The organism is Streptomyces sp. S.PNR 29, from assembly GCF_030386795.1.
Taxonomy (GTDB): Bacteria; Actinomycetota; Actinomycetes; order Streptomycetales; family Streptomycetaceae; genus Streptomyces.
Genome location: NZ_JANUQM010000001.1, coordinates 494,608 through 517,934 on the forward strand (window position 1 = coordinate 494,608; position 23,327 = coordinate 517,934).

Genomic DNA, 23,327 nt, shown 5'->3' on the forward strand with positions numbered 1-23,327 from the left:
GAGAAGGAAGGCTAACCGGTGGTTGACCGGGGCGTCGCCGATCCCTGGGAGCGGCAGAGCGGGGAGTCGGTCCAGGCGTTCGAGGCGTTCGCCGTGTACCGCGATCTCGGCCCGGCGCGGAGTGTCACGAAGGTGGCACGGGAGTTGGATAAATCCCGCGCGCTGGTGGGCCGGTGGTCGCGGCAGTTCGCATGGGTTGTGCGGGCGACGGCGTACGACCGGGAGCAAGACCGGCTATTCCTTGCTGAGCAGGCGCAGGCGCGGCGTGACATCGCCCGGAGGCATGCGAAGTTGGCGCAGGCCGTGCAGAGCAAGGCAGTGGCCCGGCTCCAGGCGCTTGACCCGCGGGAGCTGTCGCCGTCGGAGCTGCTGCGATATATCCAGGTCGCTGCGGAGATCGAACGCAGGGCTGTAGGCGAGGCGCCGGCGGTCGGGACGGTCGAGGAGCGGGACCAGGGCGCGGACGTGGCTTCGCTGTCGGACGAGGAACGCCGAGCCCGGATGGACCAGCTACGCAAGGAGCTGGAGCGTCGGCTGGTGGAGGGCGCGCAGTGATCCGGGGGCGGGCCAAGCGCCGGATGATCGAGGACTTCGCAGACCCGTCGGTGATGAGCGATGAGCAGCTGAAGGCCGAGATACGAGAGTTGATCCGGGCCGATGAGCTGTCAGCACGGCGGTGGGCATGCGAAGTCCCGGACTGTGATGGGCTGCCCCATGAGGGATGGCTGCACCACCATGCGCGTGCGTCGCAACGGCAGCCGTCGTGGCTGTGGACGGTGTGGATGCTGCTCACCGGCCGCGGATGGGGCAAGTCGCGGACGGCGGCGGAGACGGTGCGGGAGTGGGCGCAGGCGCCGGGGTTGCAGATCGCGGTGGTCGCGAAGAACGCGACGCTGGTGCGGGATATCTGCTTCGAGTCCCCCAAGTCGGGGCTGTTGTCGGTGTTCCCGCCGGAGGAGGTCGCGAAGTACAACTCGTCGCTCGGTGACACGGTGCTCAAGCTGAAGAACGGCACGCTGATCCGTGGGTTTGGTGCGGAGACGCCGGACAACCTGCGTGGCTGGGCCTTCGACAAGGCGTGGTGCGACGAGTATGCGGCCTGGTCACGGCATACCGCGCAAGAGGTCTACGACATGCTGTGGTTTTGCCTGCGCGAGGCAGACACCCCGCAGGTCGTGATCTCGACGACGCCGAAGCCGCTCCCCCATGTGAAGCGGCTGGTGGAGCGCGGCCGTGCGCAGGAGAAGCAGTATCGGGAGGGCGGGGAGGCGCCGCGGGTGGTGCTCACGCGCGGGCACATGCGGGAGAACGACGCCAACCTGTCTCCGGCGGCGAGGGCGGAGCTGGAGGAGGAGTACGCCGGCACCCGGCTGGGGCGGCAGGAGCTGTCCGGCGAGCTACTCGAGGACGTCGAGGGCGCGCTGTGGAAGGGCTGGATGCTGGAGGTCGAGGGCTTCCGGCCCCGCCCCGAACATCTGCCGGACCTTCAGCGCGTAGTGGTCTCCGTCGATCCGGCCACGAAGTCGCACCAGAACGCGGACATGACCGCGTTCACCGTGGCGGGGCGCGGCTTCCCGGTCGAGACGATGTTCGGAGACGGCCGTCCCCGCGGGTACCTGCTGCACTGCGAGCAGGACCGGTACACGCCGACGCAGGCGATGAAGCGGGCCGCCGAGCTGTACCACGAGCACCGCGCCGACTGCGTGGTCATCGAGGCGAACAATGGCGGCGACTACCTGCCCGCGCTGCTGGAGCAGGTGGACCCCACGGTCAACTGGCGGATCGTTCATGCTACGCGCGGGAAGCGGGCGCGGGCGGCTCCGGCGGCGCAGTTGTACGAACAGGCGCGGGTCTCGCATGTCGGTCCCGCTCGGCGGTTCGCGGAGCTGGAGGAGCAGATGACGACGTTCGTTGGCCAGGGGGAGACAGAGGACTCGCCGGACCTGCTGGACTCGGCGGTGTGGGCGCTGTGGGACCTGTTCCTCGACCCGACGATGCCGCCCCCACGCGGCGGAGATGACCAACGTCTGTCAGGTCGCCGTTAGCAGTCCTCCTTGTGGAGGGCTGCTAACCATGCAGGTCTTTGCGTGCCACGTCGATGAAGTGCTTCTTGGCCTCCTCGACAGCGTTGCGCGCGTTCTCCATCCCGTTCAAGAGCACTGCCGCTTCGGGTGCTTGGCGGCCTGCGGCTCGTTCCCGAGCGGCATCAGTGATCCGGAGAGCAGCGGTCATCACGCCGACGAATTTGCCGATGACCTGCTCACCAGCAGCAGCGACTTCGGGTGTCGCCTCCATGAGGAGGAGGCCGAGAGCCTGGCCGAGAGTTTCCTCCATCTCGTCCACCATTGCCGATGACGCGCCGGGATCTGGTGGGCTGAACGGGTTGTAGGTGCGCCTCATGCGCACAGACAAAGTCGTGATGGCTGCCAGGAACGCCGAGTAGGTATCTCGACGTACGGAGTAGCGCCACTGATCCAGCTGTGCCGAGGCGGCTTCTCTGGTCTGTCGCAAGGTTGCCGCTCGCGTGAGAAGGCCGACGCCGACTGCCCCGGCCAGTCCAACAACGGCGCCCACGACGCCAGCTATGCCCTGGCCCATGTGATGATCTTCCCGTACTGAGGCGTTTGGACAGGCGGATATCCTCATTACTTGGCGCGGGGCCGACACCTGGAGCGAGTGTGGGCCTGCGCCAATTCCTGATCGATGCCTGGTCGTGGCTGAACTACAAGCCGGTGATGGCCGATGCTGGGCGTCCCGGCAGCCGCGCGTTTCCGGAGCTGGTCAAGACGTGGGTGCCTCCGCAGGAGCTACGGCGGCTGGCCGCGTACAAGGTGCTGGCGGCCTACGACAACAACCAGGCCGGGCAGCTCGCGGCAGCTGGGGGCGACGAAGGCGCGCTGGAGCGGCGGGAGCTGGGCGACGCGGCGAACCTGGTGGACACCGCGCTCGGCTACCTCCTCGGTTCGGAGCAGAAGGTCACGGTCGAGGGTGCGGAGCACGCCGATGCGGAGACGCCGACGCCTGGTGCAGCGGAGGCCGCCGCGGTCCAGGACCGGTTGCGGAAGTGGGCGGACAAGGAGCTGCTGACCTTCCGAGTCCAGCAGGCCGAGCGGGCGGCGGTACTGCTCGGGGACAGTGTGATGGTGCTGGCGTGGAACCCGGAGAAGCAGCGGCCGACGCTGCGGGTCTACGATCCGGGGTTCTTCTTCCCGCAGTGGGACGACGAAGACGAGGACTTCCCCCGCCGGGTGCATCTGGCGTGGGAGCTGCCGGCGGACGACGACGCCGGGCTGAGGGCCAGGGTGCGTCGGGTGACGTACGAGCTGGGCCCGATCTCCGAGGATGGCGAGCCCGGCGACGACGGTGTTGCGACTGGTGGGCGGCAGTACCCGTGGGAGCCGGGCCGGACCTCCAACGTGACGTGCTACCTCACGGACGCCGAATGGCTGCTGGAGGACCTGAAGAACGGCGAGACGCTGGACCGGCTACCGATGGACAAGGCGAGCTTCCGGGTGCGGCCGGACGGCACGGAGCTGAACCGGCTGGATCTGATGATCGACTTCGTGCCGGTGGTGCACATCGCGAACACGATCCCGGACGGCGGGGAGCACTGGGGGCGCTCGATTCTGGCACGGGTCTTGCAGGCGCTCGACGAGCTCGCGGCCACCGACTCGGACAGCTCGGCGGCCTCAGCGACGACGGGCACGCCGATCATCGGGCTGGCGGGGGCGCGGCTGCCGGTGGATCGGGCAACGGGCAAGCCGCAGGAGCTTCAGGTGAAGGCCGGTGCGGTGTGGCAGCTCGGTGAGACGGGGCGGATGGATGCCCTGGACACGTCGCCGCAGTTGGCCGAACTGCGGGCCCGAGTGGATCACCTGCTGGAGCGGATCGCGGCGAACAGCCGGGTGACAGCAGCTGGGCTCGGGACGCTGGAGGCCACGGAGGTGCCGTCGGGGTACGCGCTGAAGCTGGCCCTGGGGCCGCTGGATGCGCTGATCGGGATGATGCGATTGGCGCGGGAGCACAAGTACCGGCTGCTGTTCAAGATGGTGCAGCGGCTGTACCAGGCCGGGCGGGCGGAGGGCTGGACCGCTGGGGAGACGCTGCCAGCGCGGCTGGCGTGGGCGCCGCACACGCCGACGGACCGAGGCGCGGTTCTGGAAGAGGTCGTCAAGGCCTACGGGGCAGGGGTGCTGTCGCTGGAGACGGCGGTGGCGATGCTCGTGGAGGCCGGATATCCGATCGAGGACGCGTCGCAGGAGGTGGCGAGGATCCGAGCAAAGGCAGAGCAGGTTGCCGCGATGCGGATCGCGGAGGGCGCTGCTCGACGCGAGCGTGGCGACGACCAGGACCGCGACGATACCCAAACAGCGGCCTAACACCGTGGGCGTCTCAGAGCGAGACGGCGACCGGCCGAGGGGGGCCACGTCGAGATGGACGTGAAGAAGGCCGTCCGGCACTCCGCGCCGGCAGAGGACGCGGCGTAACGATCAAGCGGAGATCCCCGGCTGTCCGTTCCGTCTCCATGGGCGCCCGCCACACGACGGACGGCTCATCCTCACGCCCGCAAGGTGATCATCATTGCTTAATTCTTTTTATGCATGTACGGAGGATCACCCCCGCGTCGGGGAAGAGCGGGCTTGCTGATTAGGGCCATTGTTGTGGTGATGACGCTTAAAGCCCTACGAGCAGCCTCGCGGATCGTCTACGCTTTCGGTACCCGCCTAGTCATAAGAGTCAGTTGCGCTGCCAAGCGACTGGCCGAGATGGGGCCGACCGCCAACGGCCCGACCACGCTGTCCAGGACATGAGTAAACCGTGCTCGGCGCACACAGCGGAGCCCTGCTCCGCTAGCGGAGCAGGGCTCCCTGGGGAGCGGCCTACCAGCGGCTGGCGACCACGGCGGCGCGAACGCCGTGGTCGCCAGCTACAACAGCGCGTCCAACACCTTGGCCGCCATCGCTGAAGTGATCGATCCAACAATGATCAGGGCCAGTTCGCGTCGTCCGAGCTTGTCGACCAGCTTCCCTAAGTGCCGTCGCATGGGCTACCTCCACTGAATCGCCCCGGACCCGGCGTCCGGGAACGTGGGTGGCGGAGGGCGCGGCATGCCGTGGCACATGGTCAGATTACGCGCAGAGCACCCGGCGGGTGGCCGGTTCGGGAATCGAGCATGGCAAATCGGTCTCCATCTGGCGCCGCCGAGCTGGCTACACTGATCGTCGGCGCGGGGGCGCGCTCTGGAGGAGATGTATGGAACGGCCCCTGCCGCCTCACCGTCCCGTCGGCTTTCGCCGTGACGGGCGGCCGATCTACCCGATTCTCGGGGCCTCTTCGGAGGACGAGACGAACGACCAGCTCGACGACACGGCCGAGGCCGGCCAGGAGCAGCAGGTCACGGTCTCCCAGGAGCGGTTGGGCAAGATGCTCACCCGGGAGAAGGCGCAGGGCGAACGCGCCGCGATCAAGAGGCTGCTGACGACCCTGGGATTCGACTCCTCCAAGTCCTTGACCGAGTTCGTGACCGCGCAGCGGGAGGCCGAGCAGGCTGCCCTGTCGGAGGTGGAGCGCCGGGAACAGGCAGCTGCGGAACGGGAGTTGCAGGCAGCGCGACGTGAGGAGCTGGCCGCGGAGCGGGAGCGGGCGGCGATGCGCCGCGCAGCCCTGGTGGCGCTCGGTGCGTCAGGTGAGGACCTGACGGACGCGGAGCGCCTGCTGGCCACCGAGGATGACGCCGACGAGGCCCAGATCCAGGCCGCAGCGGAGGCACTGCGTGATCGGCGGCCGGAGCTGTTCGGCGAGGCGCGAACTCCGGTGCCGGCGGCTCCGGCCGGGGCCCCGGCCGGGCGTGGCCCGGTACGGACCACGTCGCAGGCGAAGCCAGGCGGAGCCGGGCTGGAGATGGCTCGTCGCCGCGGCCTCATAGCGGAGTTCAGCGACGCTCGCTGAGCTGGCAAGAGCAGTGGGGACCACGCCCCCTCGACTTCGTGGACGGCACTGCCCCCACGGGCGGTGTGCGGAAGCTGACCGCATCGTCCATGGAGACAGATCATGACCATTCAGCCCGTGTCGACGTCGGAGCGCCTGACCGCCAACCGTGAGTGGCTGGCCGCTCTGCACGGCACCGACTCGACCGACACGATCACCCTCGACCTGCCCCTGTTCGCCGAAGGCGTCCACTACCAGTGCGGGGACGGTTGCGAGCCGTACGGCCGAGTCTTCTCCGGCGTGCCGGTCGGCAAGGTCGCCGAGTCGGGCCTGTACGGGCCGTACGACCCGGAGGCGCAGTGCGGGCGCCAGGTGCTGCGCGGCTTCGTGTTCGCCGAGGCGCCGTTCGCGCCGGGGCAGACGCGGGTGCCGGCGGCGCTGCTGTGGCACGGCACGGTGAAGGCGTCGAAGGTCCCAGGTGGCATCGACGTGTCGCAGCTGGCGTGGCACCCGCGGGCCGCACTGGTCCGCTTCGTGTGAGCGGGGGCCTGAGCTGTGACGATTCAGGACCTGTTGAAGGACGTCCAGGCCGTTGACCTGACGACGTTCGCTCGCGCGATACCCAGTCCGAAGGACTTCCTGCTTACCCAGTCGATCTTCCCGACGATGGTGCTTCCGGAGGTCAAGTGGCGGGTCAAGGACTCGGGCCGGTACGTGAACGTCGCGAAGTACCGGGCGTTCGACGCATCGGTGCCGTTCGCGACCCGCGAAGCGTGGCAGACCTCCCGCGAAGGCGCTCTGCCGGCGCTGGGTCAGAAGCTCGTGGTCGGTGAGCAGGAGCAGATCCTGCTGGAAGCCTCGCGCGGGTCGGACCAGGACCGGCTGATCGAGCTGCTGTACGACGACGTCGAACGGCACGTCGAGGCCATCCGATCGCGGCTGGAGTTGGCGGCCGGCGACGTCCTGGCCGACGGCCGGTTCTCCCTGGTGCAGGAGAACGGGCTGACGCTGGAGGTGGACTGGAACGTCCCTGCGGAGAACATGCCGGTCGCGGCGCGGCCGTGGTCCGATCCGGAGTCTGATCCGATCGCCGATGAGCTGCGGTGGATCCAGCACCTGGACGACATCGGCGCTCCGGAGCCCGAGCTGGTGGTCACGAGCCGCAAGGCGTTCAGCTTCCTAGCGGCGAACAATGCCTACAGGGCGGCGTACTACGGGTCGGTGAACCCGTCGACGACGCCGACGGCCACGCTGACCCCGCAGCAGATCAACGTCGTGCGCGGCAACTACAGCCTGCCGCCCATCCAGTTCTACAAGGCCCAGGTCAGGGTCGACGGCAAGCCGCGCAAGGTGCTTCCGGAGGACCTGTGGATCCTGGTGCCGCCGGAGCGGGAGAAGTGGGCGCAGACCATGCTTGGCGTGACAGCCGAGGCGCTGGTGCTGTCGCGCGGCTCGAACCCGGAGATCATCCGCGAGGACGCGCCGGGCCTGATCATCACCCGCGGTGTTCAGGATGACCCGGTCCAGATCTGGACCAAGGGAGCTGCGGTCGGCATGCCGGTCATGCACACCCCAGACGCCCACATCGTGGCGAAGGTCCTGTGATGCCGGTGCGCCGACTGATCGCCACCGTGTACTTGCAGGACCCGACGACCCATGAGGACCTGATCCTAAGGCCGGGCGAGAGCCCGGCGCCGGCGATTGCTGCCCTGGTGACGAACCCGGCTGCCTGGAACGTGCCGCCGCAAGACCATGCCAAGCCGGGGCCGGTCGCAGTCGGCGAGCCAGGCACGACCGCGGGCGGCTCCGAGCCGGACTCCGGACAGGGCGAGGCCAGCGGGGGCGGCACGAAGAAATCGTCGCCGCGGCGGGCACGTACGTCCTCCGCGTAATACGCTCACGCGTACGGCCCGGAGCCAGCTTCCCCCGTCTGGCTCCCGGGCCGTACCTCATGCAGAGGGATGTGAACCCCGTGGACGAGTTCCAGCGATCCTGGCTGCTCGCGCAGCTCGGCCCGGACACCGACCTGGCCGACCTGGAGCGCCGCTTTTTCCGACTACGTTCGGTCCGCGCGGTCGCGCTCGAGGTACTGGGCGAGCGGCGGGCCAAGCTCTTGGCCGACCCGCTGAAGGTCATCGTGGACGGTGTGGTGACCATGGACCTTCAGGAGAACCTGCGCGGCCTTGAGCGGCAGATCGAGCAGGTACGACATGGCCCTGCCCCGGAAGGCGGCCCGGATGACGAGGACGACGCACTGGACCCGGTCATCGAGGTGACGTGGCTGGCCGTCACTCGCCGATACAGATAGGGCTCTATTTTACGCGTGACAGGCGTTACCTCGGTACAAGCGACAGTTCAGTGCCTTGGCTGAACCACGTTGGGGTAACGGCTAACGATATCTGGGTTGGCTCGAAGAAAGATCTCCAGCTGCACCCTGTCCCACCAGTCGGTATGGAAGCCGTTCTTAGTTCTGATGGTTTCAAGGCGTCCAGTCAGGGCTGCACTGACGCGGCTGGATGTTACGAGAATGAACCCCTCAGCTCCAGCGTCCTCGATCACGTCTCGAATTTCCCGGACGTCACCCGTGCCGACTGTGTTTGCGGTCGCCTTGCACTGCACAACGACAGGAATCTCTACCAGATTTTGCCCTCCTTCTCCCCACTCCTTGTCCCTGGGATTGGGCACTCTCATCCTGACTAGAAGATCTTTCCCCCCGTCTCTTTCGTTCGCGGGCCCGACGCTCCGGACCTGCGTGACTGTAGGGTCCGCCTCTAGTAGGTCACGAACCATATCCTCAAAGTCTTGGCCATCTATCTTCGGCGCCCAAGTAAACGCATTCGGAGCCAACAGCTCCGATGAGACGACCCGATGCTGAGCGATGATTCTTTCTCGCTCTTCCTGATATGCCTGACGTCCACCAATGCTGTTAATCAGGACGACTGTCTCGGCACCCGCACACAGCAACGCGTTTTCCAGGGGAATCGACATTATTCCCTCTTCGCTGTGGACATCTTCCCCTGCGGCGCTCAAGATACGAGCAGCCCGGGTGACGTCTTTGTCCGAGACGGCAGTCAGGATCCTGTCACTCTGCCTGATCTCCCCGCCCGGCCCGGGAACGATGCGTACTGTTGAGGGTATCTGCTTGAGTGCAGAGACCACCATGGGATCCTGGGTAATCGAAATCTCGCCGTCGGCTGTCCGGTAGTAGAGAATCTCGGGGCTGCCCCTAAAGCCATGGTGGTCGCTCTCAATGTCGAACAAATCTGGGAGAGCTGCAGCAATAGTTCGAGCCCATTCGCCACCGTCCAGGTGAGCAGTGTGCTCGGCATGTGCTGGACAGTACTCCGGAAGCACTATGTGCATGAACTCTCCGAACTCCCGCAGTTCGAGGATCGCTTCCCGCAACGACTCGAGGTCAGGATGCCGGGTCTGACTAATCGGCTGACGCGGCACAAGGAAGCGGTGCGATAGCTCGCCATGTGCTACGGGATGGTCCTCAACATCTACAAGTTGGTACGACGTCCGCCCGGTGCTATGCATGTACGCTGCGGCCATATACGAGGTGACATCGATGATGTCACTCGGGTCCCCCACCCAACTCCCCATCGCCTTCTGGAATTGCAGATAGGGAAATACCTTCCCATCCTCAACTTTTTCCAGAACAAGCGAGAGACCCATGCAGCCGATACGAATGAACGTCGCATTCTCGGATTCATCAACGATAAATCCTAAACCTTCGGCGAGAGTGATGAGTTCCTCGTCCATACTGCTGCGCAGCTCCAATCAGAAGCGGTCGACGTACCGCGGCTAGTTGTCCATAGCAGATATGAGGCGCTTGGGGCCGACCCATCTGTCGAGACGCCATGGGTCGTGTTGCTCGCAGTACACGGCAACGTTGACTGGGGTGAGTGCACCCCCTTGGTTCCTTGGTCCGGCGAAAAGTTCAGCATCCTCTATTCGCACAGTGCAGCCTTCAGCTGCTTCACATCGTCTCCGTGTGGCCACAGTGCGCAGAATCCACAGCGGTTGCGGCTGAGTTACCGGCCCTAGCGCCGGATGCTCGAATATTCCGACAGACCACGGAATGACGTCGTAGATGTTCGTGTAGCGATTCTTCACCGAATTGCACCAGCCACATGCAAGTCGGAGATTGCCCACTCCGGTCTCGCCGCCTTCGGCCACCGGTACTACATGGTCTACCTCGATGCAGAGCTGAGCTGAGCGAACCCCCCGTGGGCGTGTGAAATCGACCAGAAGTGGTACTGCCGGACCACTCTTGGAGAGGCCGAGGAATTTGTCCCTCGCTTCCTCACTGAACTCGTATCCGCAGAGGTAACAGCGGGGCGTAGGCTGGCCGAGAGCCCAAAGCTCCTCCCGTACAGCCGCACTGATGGCCGATCTCTTCCTGCTCCGCCGGGCTGACACGAGTTGCCACGCAAATCGCGTAAGAACTCTCGCATACTCCCTGCGCTCGTCCAGAGGAACCTGCGGGCTCACAGCGTTGATGTGAGCAAGTATGGGGACGTGCAAGTGCCCGATGGTTAGGGCAGGGTTCAGCTCAAAGGGCGCTAGGTCAACAAGACTTTCAATGAACCAGCGCCCCCACACGGTGGACAGATCACCACGCAGCAGCCACCCATGATTTCCTGCGATGACATCTGGAACTGTGTACTTAGCGAGAGACTTGAGTGCCTCGTCCGACCAATTATCATCCAAGGCCTTTTTGATTTCGGCGAAGAACTCGCCAACCTCCTGGGGTTGCATCACGCCCCAGCAACAGGGTTGAACAGCCCTTCCTTGGGAAGCGACTCGGGATTCTTCCGGTAGGTGTGCCACAGGCTGGCCCACCGCCGTCGGACAGCCGGAGTGTCCTTCTTCTCGACCTTCCAGTTGCGGTTGAAGTAAGCGAGGTTCACGCCCTCCAGCCAGGCCTCCATAGTGACGTCGACATCGTCAACGCTATTCAGGGTCCTCTTCTGAAGGCGGAGGAACTCGAAGTAGTCGGCCGCAAGAATGGTCAGGCTGATCTTGTTGAAGAGGTTGCTGTTTGTGGTGCCCCAGGCGTTCGATGCCTCTGGATCGTCGGCACCGAACTTCTCCTTGATGATCGTGTAGAAGCGAATGAAAATGGCCCGCCACGGGCCATCCGGCCGTGCCCACTCCGCCAGCTTCTCGTCGTGCGTCTCAAAGGCTGCGACGAGCTCGCTCTCGTCCAGGTGGTACTTAGCCCAGGCACGCGCCCAGTCGGTCGGTTCGCTGTACAGCTTTCCGCCGGAGAGCTCCCGGAAAATGCCAACCAGTCCCTTGAGGACGGGCCACTGGAGGGCAGTCGACCGGTCGCCGGCCGGTCCCGTTATGCCGGTCTGGACGCAGTTCTTGAACGGGCTGTCGTCGGCGCGCGTCAGGTAGGCGATCGCCTGCGAGTCGTCCAACTTGATGCCGGCGTCCTTGAGTCTTTGAGCGACAGGATCCAGCTCTTCCTTGCTCAGGCTGGTGGACACGATAGTGCCGAGGAGTGCCTTGCCCATGGGCGTAGCCTTCTGATTCACGACCACGAACTGGAAGACGTGCTCACTTGGGTTGGGATCCATGAGGAGAGATACAGGCAGACGCCGCGCGTGCTTGGCGATGAACTCCGCTTTCGCCTGTGCAGGGTCCTTGCCTTCCTCGGCAGCTTCGAGCAGGAAAGCCTCTCCGTCGCCTCCCTCCGCGCGGCTCTCCGCAGCCAGCACCGCGCCCTTGAGACGGTGCTGCCCGTCCACGAGCATGATCGGCTTGAGGTAGCTGATCATTGCTGCGCGGTCGAAACCGAGGATCCGTTCGGGCTTCTTGTCGGGGTCGAGAGCTTCCAAGACTCTGACGCGCCCCTTGAGTTCAGTGTAGAAATCGATCAAGTGGGTCTCATCAGTGAGCAAGACGCTTGCCGCGTCGTCGCCATTCCCGTTGCTGTTCTCTTCGACGCTGTCGTCGTCATAGTCGTCATCATCGACCACGTCGTCGATGCCGTGCTCCTTGCGACCTCGCTCCATGATTGACGACAGGCGCTCCTGATCCAGGGGAGCTTCCTTGAGCTCTGGGACACGTGCTTCGAGCCGCTCAACAACCCGGGACATCAATGCCAGGAGCGATGCCTCACTGAAGTCAGGGCTCACGATCTCCAGCGTGCCGAAGTCGGAATGCCCCTCCAACGGTGTGAACTTCACCGAAGTCTCGCTCTGCGGCGCAGCAAGGAGCGGGTTCTGAACGATGTTCCGCTCGTCGTGGTAGAAGCTGGACAGCTCCTTGATGCGAGTCTTGTTCTCCTGCCGCTGGAACCCGATCGTCTCCTCGTCTTCCAGCCGACTCCGCTGAGGAACCCCGACCCACTGATCGATCTCGGTGGCAGGTGCAGCGAAGAACACCAGCGGCTTGCCGGACGGCGTCTGCTGCGTGATATGCGCCGGGTACGTGTAGGTGATCGTCTTCGCGTCCACGCAGAAGCCTCCACAACGACATGATCCAAGGTGGCCCTAACGCTACCCGGTCGAAGCTGGGAGGAGATGCCCCTTCGCCCCGAGACGGAGCCGATACCGCTGACCTGCGCTTACCTCAAGGCCTCCCACCCCTAACGGAGTTGGTGAGGGGATGGACCGCGAACCGGTCCCCTAGGTGATGTGAGCGGCTCGCTACCGGTTGTCGGTGGCGGGCCCTACAGTGGACAGCACCTGCTCATGCCGAAGTCGACCGCACGGCGACAACGGCCAAAGGGAGAGCGGGCAACAACAAAGTGGGTCCGGCTTATAGCAGCCGGGCACCCAGAGAGGGGCATTGATGCTCCAGAACAACGACGTGCGCGTCGAGACGATGTGCCGTCTGTACAGCAAGCAGAAGCGGCGTCCCTGGGACGGCGAGTTCCTTGACGTTCTCGACACCGCTCTGAACCTTGCCCTCGGCCCGAAGCGCGCCGCCGAGACCCCTGATCTTCTGTGCCGGAACGTCATCAGGGACGCACGTCGCACCATCCGCCGCTCGCAGGCCACCGCCCGTCAGAACGCCGCCTGCCGGCCCCTTCCTGACGCTGCCCGCCGTCGCGTGTGCACCATCACTGCAGACGGCGTTTCCGCGGCCGAAATGATCACTCATGACACCCCCGAGGCGCGGGTCATCGCAGCCGAGACGCTGCAGGAGCTCAAGGTCTTCGCCGCCAAGCTCGGGGCCCACGGCCCTGCCTGCCTCCAGGGCATGCTCGACATGTTGACGGTCGCCGACTCCGCAAAACAGACGGGGGTATCCGTGGCAACGGTCGAGCGAGCCCGGCGTGCACTACGGGAACACGCGAAGACCCTCATCAGCGCCGCGGCGTGACGGCCCACCCCACGGGGATCTCAGTGCGTCTCGGAGAGCCGTACGAGGGCAGCGGAAGCGTTGCCCTCCGGTTCACACCGAACATCGTGAACATGCAGATCCCCGCAGGAACCATCGGTGCCTATCTCTTACTCCGCCACGAGCAGCAGACCACGCCCCTCTACGTCGGGCGGTCGGACACCTGTCTCCGCCGACGGCTCACCCGCCATCCCCTCCGCGGCCACGCCACCCACTTCGTGGCCGCCCCGACCGCCAACTCCCAGCAGGCCTACGCAATCGAGTCCGCTTGGTACCACCGGTACCTCTCCAGAGGCGTCCCCATCACCAACCAGATCCACCCCGCAAGCCCCGCCCGAACGGGTCGGCGCTGCCCGTACTGCCCCGAATCCGAAATCGAGCGTGCGCTGCGCCGGGCTCTTCCCGCCCCCCGCACCCCGTAGATCAGGAGATGACCATGAACGACATCGTCGAGGGCGCCATTCCGGTCGTCCTGTCCGGACAGGCCCTTCTCAGCCTCCGAGAGTCCGGACACAACTTCCCCTCCGCCGTGGGCGAGGTGATCGACAACAGCATCGAAGCGCGAGCGAATCACATCCAGATCCTGACGGAAGAGGTGATGAAGGGCCGTAAGAAGGCGATCAGCCAGATCTCCTTCATCGACGACGGCGAGGGGATGGATGACGAGACTCTCCACCACTATCTGCAGCTCGGTTTCTCCACACGGTTCATGTCCGAGAAGACCATCGGCAAGTTCGGTGTGGGGGCCAAGCTCGCCGGCCTCAGCGTGGGCACCTGCATCGAAGCGTGGTCCCGTGTGGCGGGAAGTGACGCGATCAGGCACGTGAAGTTCGACCTCGGCGAGGCCGTGGAGGCGGAGAAGCGGGGAGAGAAGGTCGGCATCAATCCACCGGACGATGAGCCCCTGCCCGCCCATCTGGTCCCTTACTTCCCAGAGGGCACGGGCACGCTCGTTCTCTGGTCGAAGATCGACCGGGTCTCTGATGGGCACGGTCGAAGCACGCCGGACCACGTCCGCAATGAGATTAACAAGGAGCTGTCTCGAATCTTCCGCGACTTCCTCTGCGGAGGCATCAAGATCACGGTCGATCACACGGACCTCGTACCGCACGACCCGACGTTCCTACGCAAGGGCACGTGGGTGGATCACGTCCTGACCGAGGAGGCTGCCCGCAGGGACGGGTCCACGCGGAAGGCCGGCGCTGAGGACACTCATTTCCCCGGCCAAGTCTTCTTCAACGACGAAGTGCCGGTCCAGGGCACCAGTCACAAGGTTCGTGTCGTCATTACCCTCGCCCCGCGCGAGGTGTTGCGGGCCAAGGGTATGGGTGGCGATGCCCTGGCCAAGAAGTTGCGGCTGCCTGAGAACGAAGGCGCGATCAGCTTCATGCGACTGGATCGTGAGATCAGCTATACCCCCGTTGCGCGCCTCTTCCCCGACGGGATCCTGTCGCCGGACAGGTTCATCGGCTTCGAGGTCTACTTCAAGCCCGAGCTTGATCGGCTGATGGGTGTCCGCAACGTGAAGCGCGGGGCGGTTCCGTCGGATGAACTCCGCAGGACGCTGCGGGACTTGGCTCGCACCGTCATTCCCAGGGCTCGCGAGGAGCTCCAGCGCGTGTGGGGGGAAGAAGATCGGACGGAGGCAGTGAAGTCCGGCGAACACGCCCCCCTCGCCAAGGCGCTGAGGGAGGCAGATCGCACGATGCCCAAGAGCCGGGTCAAAGCCGTACCCACGCCCGCGGAGCGCGAGAGGGAATATGCCGACCTTGCGCAGGACGCGGGACGGAACTCAACCGAAGAGGAACAGGCCGCGTACACCCAGGAGATCAAGGACTTGCCGTTCGTGATCGAGACGGTCAGCTTCCCCGGGGATCAGCTCATCGAGCTCACACACCTCGGCGACCAGACGATCATCCGGCTGAACCAGCGGCACGCCTTCTATCGGGACATGTACGAGCCGCTCCGCGCGCTGTCCAAGGACGCCACCGCGCCGGGCGCATCGGCTGCTCGTCGTGCCATCGAAGCGATCACCCTGCTGCTCGTGGCCTACGCCAAGGCAGAGTCGATGCACGACACTCCCAATGAGCAGTACGGGCAGCTGCGGAAGCAGTGGGGTGGCTTCACGGAGCTCTACCTCAGCAAGATCAAGGACGTGCTCTGAGATCAGCTAAGGCGGGCAGACAGCTTGAGGGGCTGGTGGCGATACGTGGCAATCGCCACCAGCCCCTCGTCGCTAGGCCACTGCCAACGACACGAAGTCGCTGATGCTTCTCAGGTTGCGCTGCCCGTGGAGGAAGCCGACACCGCGATGAATGTGGATGATCAATGTACGGGATACGGCCTCGTCCGTGGGTTCCTGACCATCAGCGATGCACCGCTGCTTCAGCAAGGCGAGGTATACATCCCCGTAGGCGCCGGCGAACGTCTTCCAGCTCATCTCGACGTTCGAGTCAGTGACGATGTCTTTGACCAGCGGCGTCGACGCGTCCCGCAAGGAGAGTGCGAGAGCCCAGCGGCACAGGACGTTCCAGTGCGTGATGCCGGTATGGCGCTTGAGCCAGACGAGCTGATCCTTCGCCGTCTGCGAAAGGCGGATGGTCTCAAGCGACATGCGCTGCTCCTTCGGTCCACCAGTAGCCCGGTTCGACCGTAGTGGTGAAGGTCTTGTCGTCATGCACGAGGGTGTACGTGTGGGAGAGATATGGCTTGAGGCGCCGAAGCAGCTTCTCGTCGATCTCCTCGTCCGTGGACAGGAGCAGCACCTGTCGGCCGGCCTTGGGGAAGTAGCGATCCACGAGATGCTCTCGATGCTTGCTGTCCAGTCGACCGAGCGGGGTGTCGATAACACTCGGCAGGCGATTGCCGGCGGTCTTGGCGAGTCCCCACAGCAGCGATACGGCAAGCAGCTGCCGTTCACCCGCGCTCAACCTGCTGGGGTCAATGGTTTCGCCATCCGGACCCGTGAGGACAAGGGCGAACTTGTCTTCCGTGTCGATCGTGACGTCCCGGATGAGACCCTGCTTACGCATGAGGGTGTTGAAGCTGTGCAGTACGGCAGTTTCGACGTTCTCGATGTGCTGAGCGAGGAGATCGCTCGCGAGCTGCTCAAGGGTGCCACGCGCCTTACCTGAGTACTTGACCACTCGCTCAAGCCATGCTGAGCGCCACTCGGCCACACGACGTGAACGACGAGTTCGGTCAAGCTCCTCCTCAAGACGTTGGCGTCGTGCGACGGCCTCGGCGTGCAGGTTCTCACCTCGGTTGAATTGTGCCTGCGCGACAGCCAACTTATCCATCGCGCGTCGTCGCTCATTGACGAGCTCTCGGATGAACTCATCGTCAGGTACGGCGTCAACCCGCTGCTGCGCAACTTCGAGTTGCTCGGCAAGGTCGGCGGCTTCCTTCAGGAGGGCGCGAGTCTGGGTGGAACTGTTGGCAAGGGCCTGATCCAACGCCGACAGCTGCAGCAGGGCGTCGCGCGGGAGCCCGAGGTTGTGTTCTAGGGCGGTTGCTGTCGCGCGCTTCTTGCGATCGCTGGTTAGCTTCCTTTTCAGTACGGTGCGGGCGCTGGCAGGCAGCTCGTCCGTGATCTGCTTGAGTAGCCAGTCGTCGCGCTCTTCCAATACGCCGAGGAAACGTGAAGCATCGTCGGCTTCCTTCTCCAGCTCTGCCTGCTTCTTTAGTTCCGTGAGTTGGCCTTGCAGCAGGAGGAGGGGAAGCGGGCCTTCGGCAAGGGATACCAAGGACTTGTTTGTAGCTGCTACTTGGCTCTTGAGCCGGTCGCGATCGGCCTCCAGGTGCTTCCTACGCTCGTACTCGTTACCGCCGGCGTCCTGGAATCGACGCTCGACGACATCCAACTCTTTCTGGCGAACGTCGAGTTCTGCGCGCGCCGCTCCCATGAGCTGATGGGCGTCGGAAGCGGCCTGGACGGCCTCGTCCAGTTCTGATTCCTGCTTTTGAATTTGGTTTAGGATGTCCTGATCGGCATCGGACAGCTGCTGGCGGTTCTCGAAGACTTTAAGGATCTGCCTCATCCGTTCAACGGCGCTGACGCCAAGAAGGGAATAGATGGCCGATTCGATCACCTTGGCCGCACTGCGCGGATCAGCGAGCTCCTCGATCTTCTCACCGTCGAAGAAGAAGAGGCTGGCCACATCGAGTGGGAGGATCGTCTCGATGTGATCGGCCCATCCGCCCTCTGTCAGGGGGCGGCTGAACTCGTCGTTGACCAGGACGGTCACGAATTCTCGTAGTGTCTTGCTTCCGGTGAAGTACCAGTTTCTGATGACTCGATAGTGGTGCTCTTCTCCCTCTACCGTGATGGAGAATTCCAGAGTGATGGATGCACCTTCGGCGGGGTCAGCCTTCCGGTTGATGCATTGCTGAAGATAATCGTTGTATGGGCGCCCGCCGCGACCGCTGCACTCCGCTTTAGGGCCATAGAGAACGAGCTGGATGGCATCGAGAAGTGTGGTCTTGCCGCAGCCATTCAGTCCGCCGATGAGGACGACGGGACGCCCAGGCTTCGTGCGGAGGTCGATCCTCTGCTCGCCTTGGTAGGCTCCAAAGTCGCGTAGCGTGATGTTGTGCAGGAGCATCGTTTTACTCTTCGTCCAAGGTCAGGGCCTGCGGCTGGTCTGCGGCTTCGGGTCGGGGGGTGCTCTCGTGCAGCTCCTTCTTGCGCTTTGCGAACTCCAGTGCGTCCTCCTTGCTCTCGTAGAACCCCTTTTCAATCACCTTCTCAACCGCGTCGTACAGTCCCTGGCGTCGCGTCTTGGTCCTGTATTCACGTTCAACGGCCAGCAGTTCACGGACCATGTTGAAGTGGATTTCGTCGTCGCCGCAGATCTTACGGAGGAGGTCGATCTCGTTGGCCCGGATTACCAGGCTCTGTTCGAGGTCTTGCCCCGGGAATTTTTCGCCGGTCTCCTCCTCGTAAATCTGGGGAAGGATGTCCTCAACCTCGTGCTTCTTAAACACCCAGATACGACGGATTTCGTGCAGTTCTTCCATCGTGATCAGCTCGATGTTGCGGGCCTCCTCGGGCCCCGTCTTGCGGACATGGGCCTGTGCCTTGAGTAGCTTCCGTAGCCAGTCCGCACGAGCCTTCTGGGTGTAGGGGCCTTGGATGATGCGGTCATTGAACAGCTGCACGCGACCATTCATCCGCCGGAAGTCCCGCGTTTCCTTCTCCTTCGAGACATCGTCCAGCTCGTTGCGCAGATCGAGGAGCGGGCGCATCCACTTCTTCTGCTCCGGATCGTTCTGGATCATGGCCGTCATGGACTTGTCCTGGTCCACCAGCGTGCATGTCCAGCAGCCGAACCGGCTGTCACCGCAGGAAGGCGTGGTGTCGTCCACAACGAGCGGGCATTCGGAGTCGCTGGACGCCCCCTGGTACATGGTGAGCAGGTCTTTGTTCTTGTAACCCCATGGATTGGCCTTCTGCATCAAGAACGCCCACACCTCGTCGTTGCTCCAGTCCTCGATAGGGCTGTAGACGAGCGAGTTGGGGAGGTTGCCATTGGGGGACAGCCGGTCGCGCACGCGCCGCTTCTCATGCTTTGCCATGGCGCGGGCACGGGCCTGACTTTCAGCCTTGCGGATACCGAGAACGAGGATAGCTTCACCGTGACGGCGCACAACCTGGCGGATGAACCGGTTTGACGGCTTGATCTTCATGCGCTCGGTGCACCAACGGAACTTCGGCCGGGGGGCCGGGTATCCGCGGCCAATCAAGTTCACCCAGAAGGTGTCTTCCACCTTGGGTGTGAGCCGATTGGGTTCGATCGGTAGGTTCTGCTCGGCTGCGGCCTTCTTCATCGTCTCAAGCGACTGCGACACCCATGAAGCAACGATGGGGTTTTCGACCAACGTATCCGTACTGATCACATATACCCGCTTGGTGCGCTGCTCGGGCGGCAGCCCTTGCAGTGCGAGCCACACGAGTTGAAGAACGGCGGTGGAGTCTTTTCCACCGCTGTAGCCAATGACCCAAGGCACCTCGTCCGCGGTGTAGAGCTCGCGAACCTCATCGGTGAGCTCGTCTACGACTTCGGACAAACTCCGACCGTCGAAGGCAACAGGACGTGTCACGGTGCTCATGCGTCTCCTCGTACGTATGCGTCCTCTACACGCTGCTCTTCGGGGGTGAGCCGAAGGTCCATGTGGTGTCGGAGGTAGTTCACAGTCAAAGTCAGGTTCTGATGGCTCTTCGACACGCGGCCGCCCACTAGAGCTCGGCCTTCCCAGTCGGTGTTGCTGCGTGTCCAGTCAACTGATTTCAGGCGGGCCAGCTTCGGCTTCCATGCCTTCGGGCCCCTCTCTTCCTTGAGGAGGGTGTTACCGATTCGCCCGAGGGCATGCAAGGCGATGCCGTGGCTGTGAATGAAGTCGCGGCGAACCTCGGGTGCCGTCAACTCGCGCCGGCGCACCAGAGCCCATTCCGGGATGATCGCATCAACGGCCTCCCAGTACTGCTGGGCGAGCGTTTGCGCCTGGTCCTTCTCAATCTCAAGTCCCTGCAATAGAGACTGAGTTGCGTAATAGACAGCACTGAGCGTGAAGAGTTTACGGGATCGTTGGGAGAGGGTGCTGTTCTCCATCTCCACGTGCCCCTTGAAGACGGGCGACTTCATGGCAAGCAGTCGGGTGATGATGGCAAGGTCGTCTCGGTGGTCATAGAGCACGCCGATGGACCGGGCCGGACGCACGGCATGACGATTGAGGTCGGCGAACATCTGCTGGCACCGTGCTAGTCCAGCGTCGTGGAAGAAGACGACGGCGATGGTCTCTTCGCCGAGATCAGGGTTCTCCTTCAGCGCCTGCTCGATCGCTGCTCGGCGGTGCTGCCCGTCGTTGATGAGGAAGCGGGCGGCCATGGGAATGCGGATCTGCCCGGCGCGCATGCCGACACCGGAGTCGGCGATGCTCTCGAAGTGCATCTCGCCGTCCACGGATGCAGTGAGCGCACTAAAGACATAGTTGTCCGGATTGTCCACGATGTATCGAGTGAGGGCCGGGAGTCTCCCCTTGTTCAGCACCCGTTGCGCGCGGACTTCGGGTGCCAACTCGTCCTCATCGAACAGGAAGATCTTCGGAATCAGGCGAAGCGGACACATGGACACGTAGAACTCGCGCCCCGCCTGGACCCCTCGGATGGCTGGAAAGATGTACTCGAAGCCTGAGGTAGTGGCGGCGTCGGCGAGTTGCGAAGGTGACGGTGATCCCACCTACGCAACGGTATCGTACTTGTACGTGAGAGATTAGACGTACAGGCCATGCAGGAATAACGCACAGAGGTGTGGTGGAGCTAGTGGTGACGTACCTGGATGCAGCAGCAACCACACGCGTGGACCCACGCGTGGCCGAGGTCGTCCTGCACTGGATGACGGAAGACTTCGGCAACGCCGGCAGCCGCACTCATGAGTACGGAACCCGAGCGAAGCGCGCCGTGCAGCAGGCCAGGCAGTACCTTGCGGGTACGCTCAACGCCGAGCCGGACGAGCTGATCTTCACGAGTGGTGCCACCGAGAGCAACAACATCGCCCTGCTGGGGCTTGCCCCCTACGGGGAAGAGAGTGGCCGACGCCATATCATCACCTCCGCGATTGAGCACAAAGCGGTCATCGAACCCCTTGAGTACCTGCAGTCCCGAGGCTTCGAAGTCGACTTCATCGAACCCGGGCCGTCCGGCCGTGTCACGGTCGAGGCCGTGATGGATCGGTTGCGCCCAGACACGCTTCTGGTGTCGCTGATGCACGTCAACAACGAGACAGGGGTAGTACAACCCGTCGCCGATCTTGCCCACAAGCTGCGGGAAACCCCGACGTACATGCACGTCGATGCGGCGCAGGGCTACGGAAAGCTGACGCAAGACCTCACCGCCCCGATCGACCTCATCAGCGTCAGCGGCCACAAGATCGGCGGACCCAAGGGAATCGGAATGCTCCTGGCTCGCCACCGCGGCTGGGACACGTTGCCCCTGAAGCCGATCATGTTCGGTGGCGGTCAAGAACGCGGACTGCGACCCGGCACTCTGCCGGTCCCGTTGATCATGGGCTTGTCAGAAGCGGCGAAGATCTTCCACAAGGAACACACCCAATGGAGCCAGGACGCAGCGGCCTTCCGCGCGCGTCTCCTGGACGCTCTGTCGAAGACCCGATTCCGGATCAACGGCGACCAGGAACACACGGTCCCGCACATCGTCAACCTGACATTCGACGGCGTGGACGCCGAGGCGCTCATCGTCATGCTCAAGGACCAAGTCGCCGTTGCTACAGGGTCCGCGTGCACCAGTGCCTCCTACACCCCCAGCCACGTCCTGACTGCCATGGGGCTACCCGAAGAAGTGGCTTCAAACGGACTTCGTCTGTCGTGGTTCCCGAGCCAAACGACAGAACTGGACGCCACGGAACTGGCCGGCACGATCGCGCGTCTGCAGCCTGACTCAGCGTGATCGCTTACTGCCTTGTCCGCCTCACGAGGCGATGGCCACGCAACTCGCGTCCGCAGCGAATGAGTTCGGCTTCCCATCCGTTCTCCGTGCCGATGAGGTGAGGGCTCTCATACAACCCCGCCCTCGCCTCTGCCGCTGTTAGCCGCTGGTACTTCTCGACATCCGGATCGTCGGGAGCCAGGAACTCGTGCTTGCGGTGCAGTAGGGGCCGGTTGTGGGAGTTGGCGTACGACGTGTGCGATGTCTCAAGCGTCTTAAGGTCCACCTGGTACGACGACAGGATCCGCGGATGCGGATCGGTGTCGAAGTCGGGGTAGTCCAGCCAGCTCACGGCTCGCCCTTGGTGGCGCAATTTCGCCACGGTCCATTGCGGCGGACGGCCGGCAGCGATTGCGGCGCAGTGCTCGTACAAGCGCAGGATGGTCGGCATGTGATCGAGGGCACGACGATGCACGTACAGGGCGGTCGGGGTCAGCTTGCCGACCACCGAGGCGTTCATGGCCCCGCGGACGTACGTGCCGTCGCGGAGCTTGAGCAGCAGCCGATCGGATCGCTGGCAGGCCTCCTTGTACGAAGAAAAGAAGGCTCGGACGTCGAGTTGGATGCTGAGAGGAAGGCTGCTGAACGGGCCACGTCCGTTGAAGAGCTCAACCGCGAGGAAAAGCAGCGTGTTGAGCGTCGATCGCTTGCCGCCCTCCTCGACCTTGCTCTGGTCGGCCGAATCTCGGACGAGCCGACGCAGTTCGTTCGGACGTAAGTGGCCGAGGAGTTCGGCCATAGGCCGAGGCACTTCCTCCATGCGGGGAAGCCTGCCGCGGCGCTCCACGTAGTCGACGACCGCTGCGATCGCCGAAGCCGTGTCCTCGGAGGCCAGCCAGACCGCATCAGGGACGATCCGTTGCGCCAGGTAACTCAGCCGTGCTGTTTCGTCTTTGAAGGCATAAACCACACCGGGAGCCGCCGAGACGGCCCGCACTCCAGTGGTCTCCTCAACGTAGCTGCGTAGTTCACTTGCCCCGAAAAGGTGTTGGAACGTCTGGCGGCTCGTCAGCAGGCCGTCACCGAACTCTTCCCCTCGGACCTTGGACCTCTCCCACGTCAGTCGCGCCGAAGCAACCAGGACGGTGCGTGCAAGGTTCCAGGCGGCCCCCAAAGTCTTTCGGCGCTCCTGTGGATCCTCGATGACGTTCAGGACGTAGGTGAGGAGGACAACATCCGCGGGCTCGAGCCTCGTCTCAGGGCTATAGAACGGGTCCCACCCGACTGCCTGGCAGTCCAGCTGCTGAAGAGCACGAACGTCGCCACCGCGTCCGCAGCCGTAGTCCAGGACGGTGCGCCCTGGAAACACTTGTTTGTCGATCACGGCCTGCCGGGCTGGCACTGAGAGGCTCGCCCGGCTGATCGCGGTCAGTCTGCGGTTACTACTCCATGCCTGCTGTACCACTTTCACGCCCCTGCACAGCTGAGTGACGAGTTGGAGAGTAGCGGACGAGCCGAACTTGGCGTTGGCGTAGTCGGACGATGTTGTGCGGGGAACCCGGTGCTGTCCGACAGCAGCGTTAGCGTCGAGTCA

Annotated in this window: 20 protein-coding genes; 11 read left to right on the plus strand and 9 right to left on the minus strand. The window is 63.9% G+C overall.

The annotated features are described in order from the left end of the window. The first annotated feature begins 18 nt into the window (after positions 1-18). Positions 19-555, plus strand: a complete 537-nt coding sequence (locus NW895_RS02430) for a hypothetical protein (protein ID WP_289933368.1) — start codon at positions 19-21, stop codon at positions 553-555. Beyond that, entirely contained in the window at positions 552-2,045 is a 1,494-nt protein-coding gene (locus NW895_RS02435; protein WP_289933369.1) for a terminase family protein, read from the plus strand. The genes NW895_RS02430 and NW895_RS02435 overlap by 4 nt, the downstream gene beginning before the upstream one ends. Positions 2,046-2,067: 22 nt before the next feature. Here the strand turns inward: NW895_RS02435 and NW895_RS02440 are convergent, their stop codons facing one another. Continuing rightward, positions 2,068-2,598: a hypothetical protein gene (locus NW895_RS02440; protein ID WP_289933370.1), complete on the minus strand. Its 531-nt coding sequence runs from the start codon at positions 2,596-2,598 to the stop codon at positions 2,068-2,070. Between the two features lie 26 nt (positions 2,599-2,624). Between NW895_RS02440 and NW895_RS02445 the strand changes: the two genes are divergently transcribed. The 5 genes from NW895_RS02445 (at position 2,625) to NW895_RS02465 (ending at position 8,236) form a co-directional block, all read left to right on the plus strand. Continuing rightward, the gene (locus NW895_RS02445; RefSeq protein WP_289933371.1) at positions 2,625-4,379 is read left to right on the plus strand and encodes a hypothetical protein; all 1,755 of its coding nucleotides are present in this window, start codon (positions 2,625-2,627) and stop codon (positions 4,377-4,379) included. Positions 4,380-5,253: 874 nt separating this feature from the next. Beyond that, on the plus strand, positions 5,254-5,949 hold the full coding sequence (locus tag NW895_RS02450; protein ID WP_289933372.1) for a hypothetical protein: 696 nt from the start codon (positions 5,254-5,256) through the stop codon (positions 5,947-5,949). A gap of 102 nt (positions 5,950-6,051) precedes the next feature. Continuing rightward, positions 6,052-6,468: a head decoration protein gene (locus tag NW895_RS02455; RefSeq protein WP_289933373.1), complete on the plus strand. Its 417-nt coding sequence runs from the start codon at positions 6,052-6,054 to the stop codon at positions 6,466-6,468. A gap of 15 nt (positions 6,469-6,483) precedes the next feature. Beyond that, a complete protein-coding gene (locus tag NW895_RS02460) occupies positions 6,484-7,533 on the plus strand; it encodes a major capsid protein (protein WP_289933374.1) in 1,050 nt (349 codons plus the stop codon). 367 nt (positions 7,534-7,900) lie between these two features. Continuing rightward, positions 7,901-8,236: a hypothetical protein gene (locus tag NW895_RS02465; RefSeq protein ID WP_289933376.1), complete on the plus strand. Its 336-nt coding sequence runs from the start codon at positions 7,901-7,903 to the stop codon at positions 8,234-8,236. Positions 8,237-8,283: 47 nt separating this feature from the next. On the opposite strand, the gene NW895_RS02470 is transcribed toward NW895_RS02465, so the two are convergent. The 3 genes from NW895_RS02470 to NW895_RS02475 are packed head-to-tail and all read right to left on the minus strand — an operon-like array spanning position 8,284 to position 12,401. Continuing rightward, the gene (locus NW895_RS02470; RefSeq protein WP_289933377.1) at positions 8,284-9,693 is read right to left on the minus strand and encodes a restriction endonuclease; all 1,410 of its coding nucleotides are present in this window, start codon (positions 9,691-9,693) and stop codon (positions 8,284-8,286) included. A 42-nt stretch (positions 9,694-9,735) separates the two neighbouring features. Next, positions 9,736-10,692, minus strand: coding sequence for an HNH endonuclease signature motif containing protein (locus NW895_RS41150; protein ID WP_354670069.1), 957 nt, complete (start codon positions 10,690-10,692; stop codon positions 9,736-9,738). After that, positions 10,692-12,401 (minus strand): hypothetical protein, encoded by a 1,710-nt coding sequence (locus tag NW895_RS02475; RefSeq protein WP_289933380.1) that lies wholly within the window; start codon positions 12,399-12,401, stop codon positions 10,692-10,694. Before NW895_RS02475 ends, NW895_RS41150 begins: the two co-directional genes overlap by 1 nt. A gap of 337 nt (positions 12,402-12,738) precedes the next feature. Here NW895_RS02475 and NW895_RS02480 point away from each other — a divergent pair, with 337 nt between their 5' ends. The 3 genes from NW895_RS02480 to NW895_RS02490 all read left to right on the plus strand — a co-directional run bounded on the left by NW895_RS02480 (position 12,739) and on the right by NW895_RS02490 (position 15,454). Further along, on the plus strand, positions 12,739-13,272 hold the full coding sequence (locus NW895_RS02480; protein ID WP_289933382.1) for a hypothetical protein: 534 nt from the start codon (positions 12,739-12,741) through the stop codon (positions 13,270-13,272). Between the two features lie 92 nt (positions 13,273-13,364). After that, on the plus strand, positions 13,365-13,712 hold the full coding sequence (locus NW895_RS02485) for a hypothetical protein (protein WP_289933384.1): 348 nt from the start codon (positions 13,365-13,367) through the stop codon (positions 13,710-13,712). Between the two features lie 14 nt (positions 13,713-13,726). Beyond that, the gene (locus NW895_RS02490; RefSeq protein WP_289933385.1) at positions 13,727-15,454 is read left to right on the plus strand and encodes an ATP-binding protein; all 1,728 of its coding nucleotides are present in this window, start codon (positions 13,727-13,729) and stop codon (positions 15,452-15,454) included. A 72-nt stretch (positions 15,455-15,526) separates the two neighbouring features. Here NW895_RS02490 and dndE read toward each other — a convergent pair whose 3' ends face one another. Genes dndE through dndB form a run of 4 tightly spaced genes read right to left on the minus strand, consistent with a single transcriptional unit; the run spans position 15,527 to position 20,528 of the window. Further along, on the minus strand, positions 15,527-15,904 hold the full coding sequence (dndE, locus tag NW895_RS02495; protein ID WP_289933386.1) for a DNA sulfur modification protein DndE: 378 nt from the start codon (positions 15,902-15,904) through the stop codon (positions 15,527-15,529). Beyond that, positions 15,894-17,894: a DNA sulfur modification protein DndD gene (gene dndD / locus NW895_RS02500; protein WP_289933387.1), complete on the minus strand. Its 2,001-nt coding sequence runs from the start codon at positions 17,892-17,894 to the stop codon at positions 15,894-15,896. The genes dndE and dndD overlap by 11 nt, the downstream gene beginning before the upstream one ends. A 4-nt stretch (positions 17,895-17,898) precedes the next feature. Continuing rightward, on the minus strand, positions 17,899-19,401 hold the full coding sequence (gene dndC, locus NW895_RS02505; protein ID WP_289933388.1) for a DNA phosphorothioation system sulfurtransferase DndC: 1,503 nt from the start codon (positions 19,399-19,401) through the stop codon (positions 17,899-17,901). Then, entirely contained in the window at positions 19,398-20,528 is a 1,131-nt protein-coding gene (gene dndB, locus NW895_RS02510; RefSeq protein ID WP_289933389.1) for a DNA sulfur modification protein DndB, read from the minus strand. The genes dndC and dndB overlap by 4 nt, the downstream gene beginning before the upstream one ends. Positions 20,529-20,602: 74 nt before the next feature. Between dndB and dndA the strand changes: the two genes are divergently transcribed. Further along, a complete protein-coding gene (dndA, locus tag NW895_RS02515; protein ID WP_289933390.1) occupies positions 20,603-21,754 on the plus strand; it encodes a cysteine desulfurase DndA in 1,152 nt (383 codons plus the stop codon). Between the two features lie 4 nt (positions 21,755-21,758). Here dndA and NW895_RS02520 read toward each other — a convergent pair whose 3' ends face one another. Then, the gene (locus tag NW895_RS02520) at positions 21,759-23,198 is read right to left on the minus strand and encodes a DNA phosphorothioation-associated putative methyltransferase (RefSeq protein ID WP_289933936.1); all 1,440 of its coding nucleotides are present in this window, start codon (positions 23,196-23,198) and stop codon (positions 21,759-21,761) included. Between the last annotated feature and the right edge of the window lie 129 nt (positions 23,199-23,327).

What these genes read in the sequence shown, in the direction of transcription:
- NW895_RS41150 (WP_354670069.1), bottom strand. Translation starts at nt 10,692, where the DNA reads ATGCAACCCCAGGAGGTTGGCGAGTTCTTCGCCGAAATCAAAAAGGCC.
- dndD (WP_289933387.1), bottom strand. Translation starts at nt 17,894, where the DNA reads ATGCTCCTGCACAACATCACGCTACGCGACTTTGGAGCCTACCAAGGC.
- NW895_RS02450 (WP_289933372.1), top strand. Translation starts at nt 5,254, where the DNA reads ATGGAACGGCCCCTGCCGCCTCACCGTCCCGTCGGCTTTCGCCGTGAC.
- dndC (WP_289933388.1), bottom strand. Translation starts at nt 19,401, where the DNA reads ATGAGCACCGTGACACGTCCTGTTGCCTTCGACGGTCGGAGTTTGTCC.
- NW895_RS02490 (WP_289933385.1), top strand. Translation starts at nt 13,727, where the DNA reads ATGAACGACATCGTCGAGGGCGCCATTCCGGTCGTCCTGTCCGGACAG.
- NW895_RS02455 (WP_289933373.1), top strand. Translation starts at nt 6,052, where the DNA reads ATGACCATTCAGCCCGTGTCGACGTCGGAGCGCCTGACCGCCAACCGT.
- NW895_RS02470 (WP_289933377.1), bottom strand. Translation starts at nt 9,693, where the DNA reads ATGGACGAGGAACTCATCACTCTCGCCGAAGGTTTAGGATTTATCGTT.
- dndE (WP_289933386.1), bottom strand. Translation starts at nt 15,904, where the DNA reads ATGTCGCTTGAGACCATCCGCCTTTCGCAGACGGCGAAGGATCAGCTC.
- NW895_RS02480 (WP_289933382.1), top strand. Translation starts at nt 12,739, where the DNA reads ATGCTCCAGAACAACGACGTGCGCGTCGAGACGATGTGCCGTCTGTAC.
- NW895_RS02440 (WP_289933370.1), bottom strand. Translation starts at nt 2,598, where the DNA reads ATGGGCCAGGGCATAGCTGGCGTCGTGGGCGCCGTTGTTGGACTGGCC.
- NW895_RS02485 (WP_289933384.1), top strand. Translation starts at nt 13,365, where the DNA reads ATGCAGATCCCCGCAGGAACCATCGGTGCCTATCTCTTACTCCGCCAC.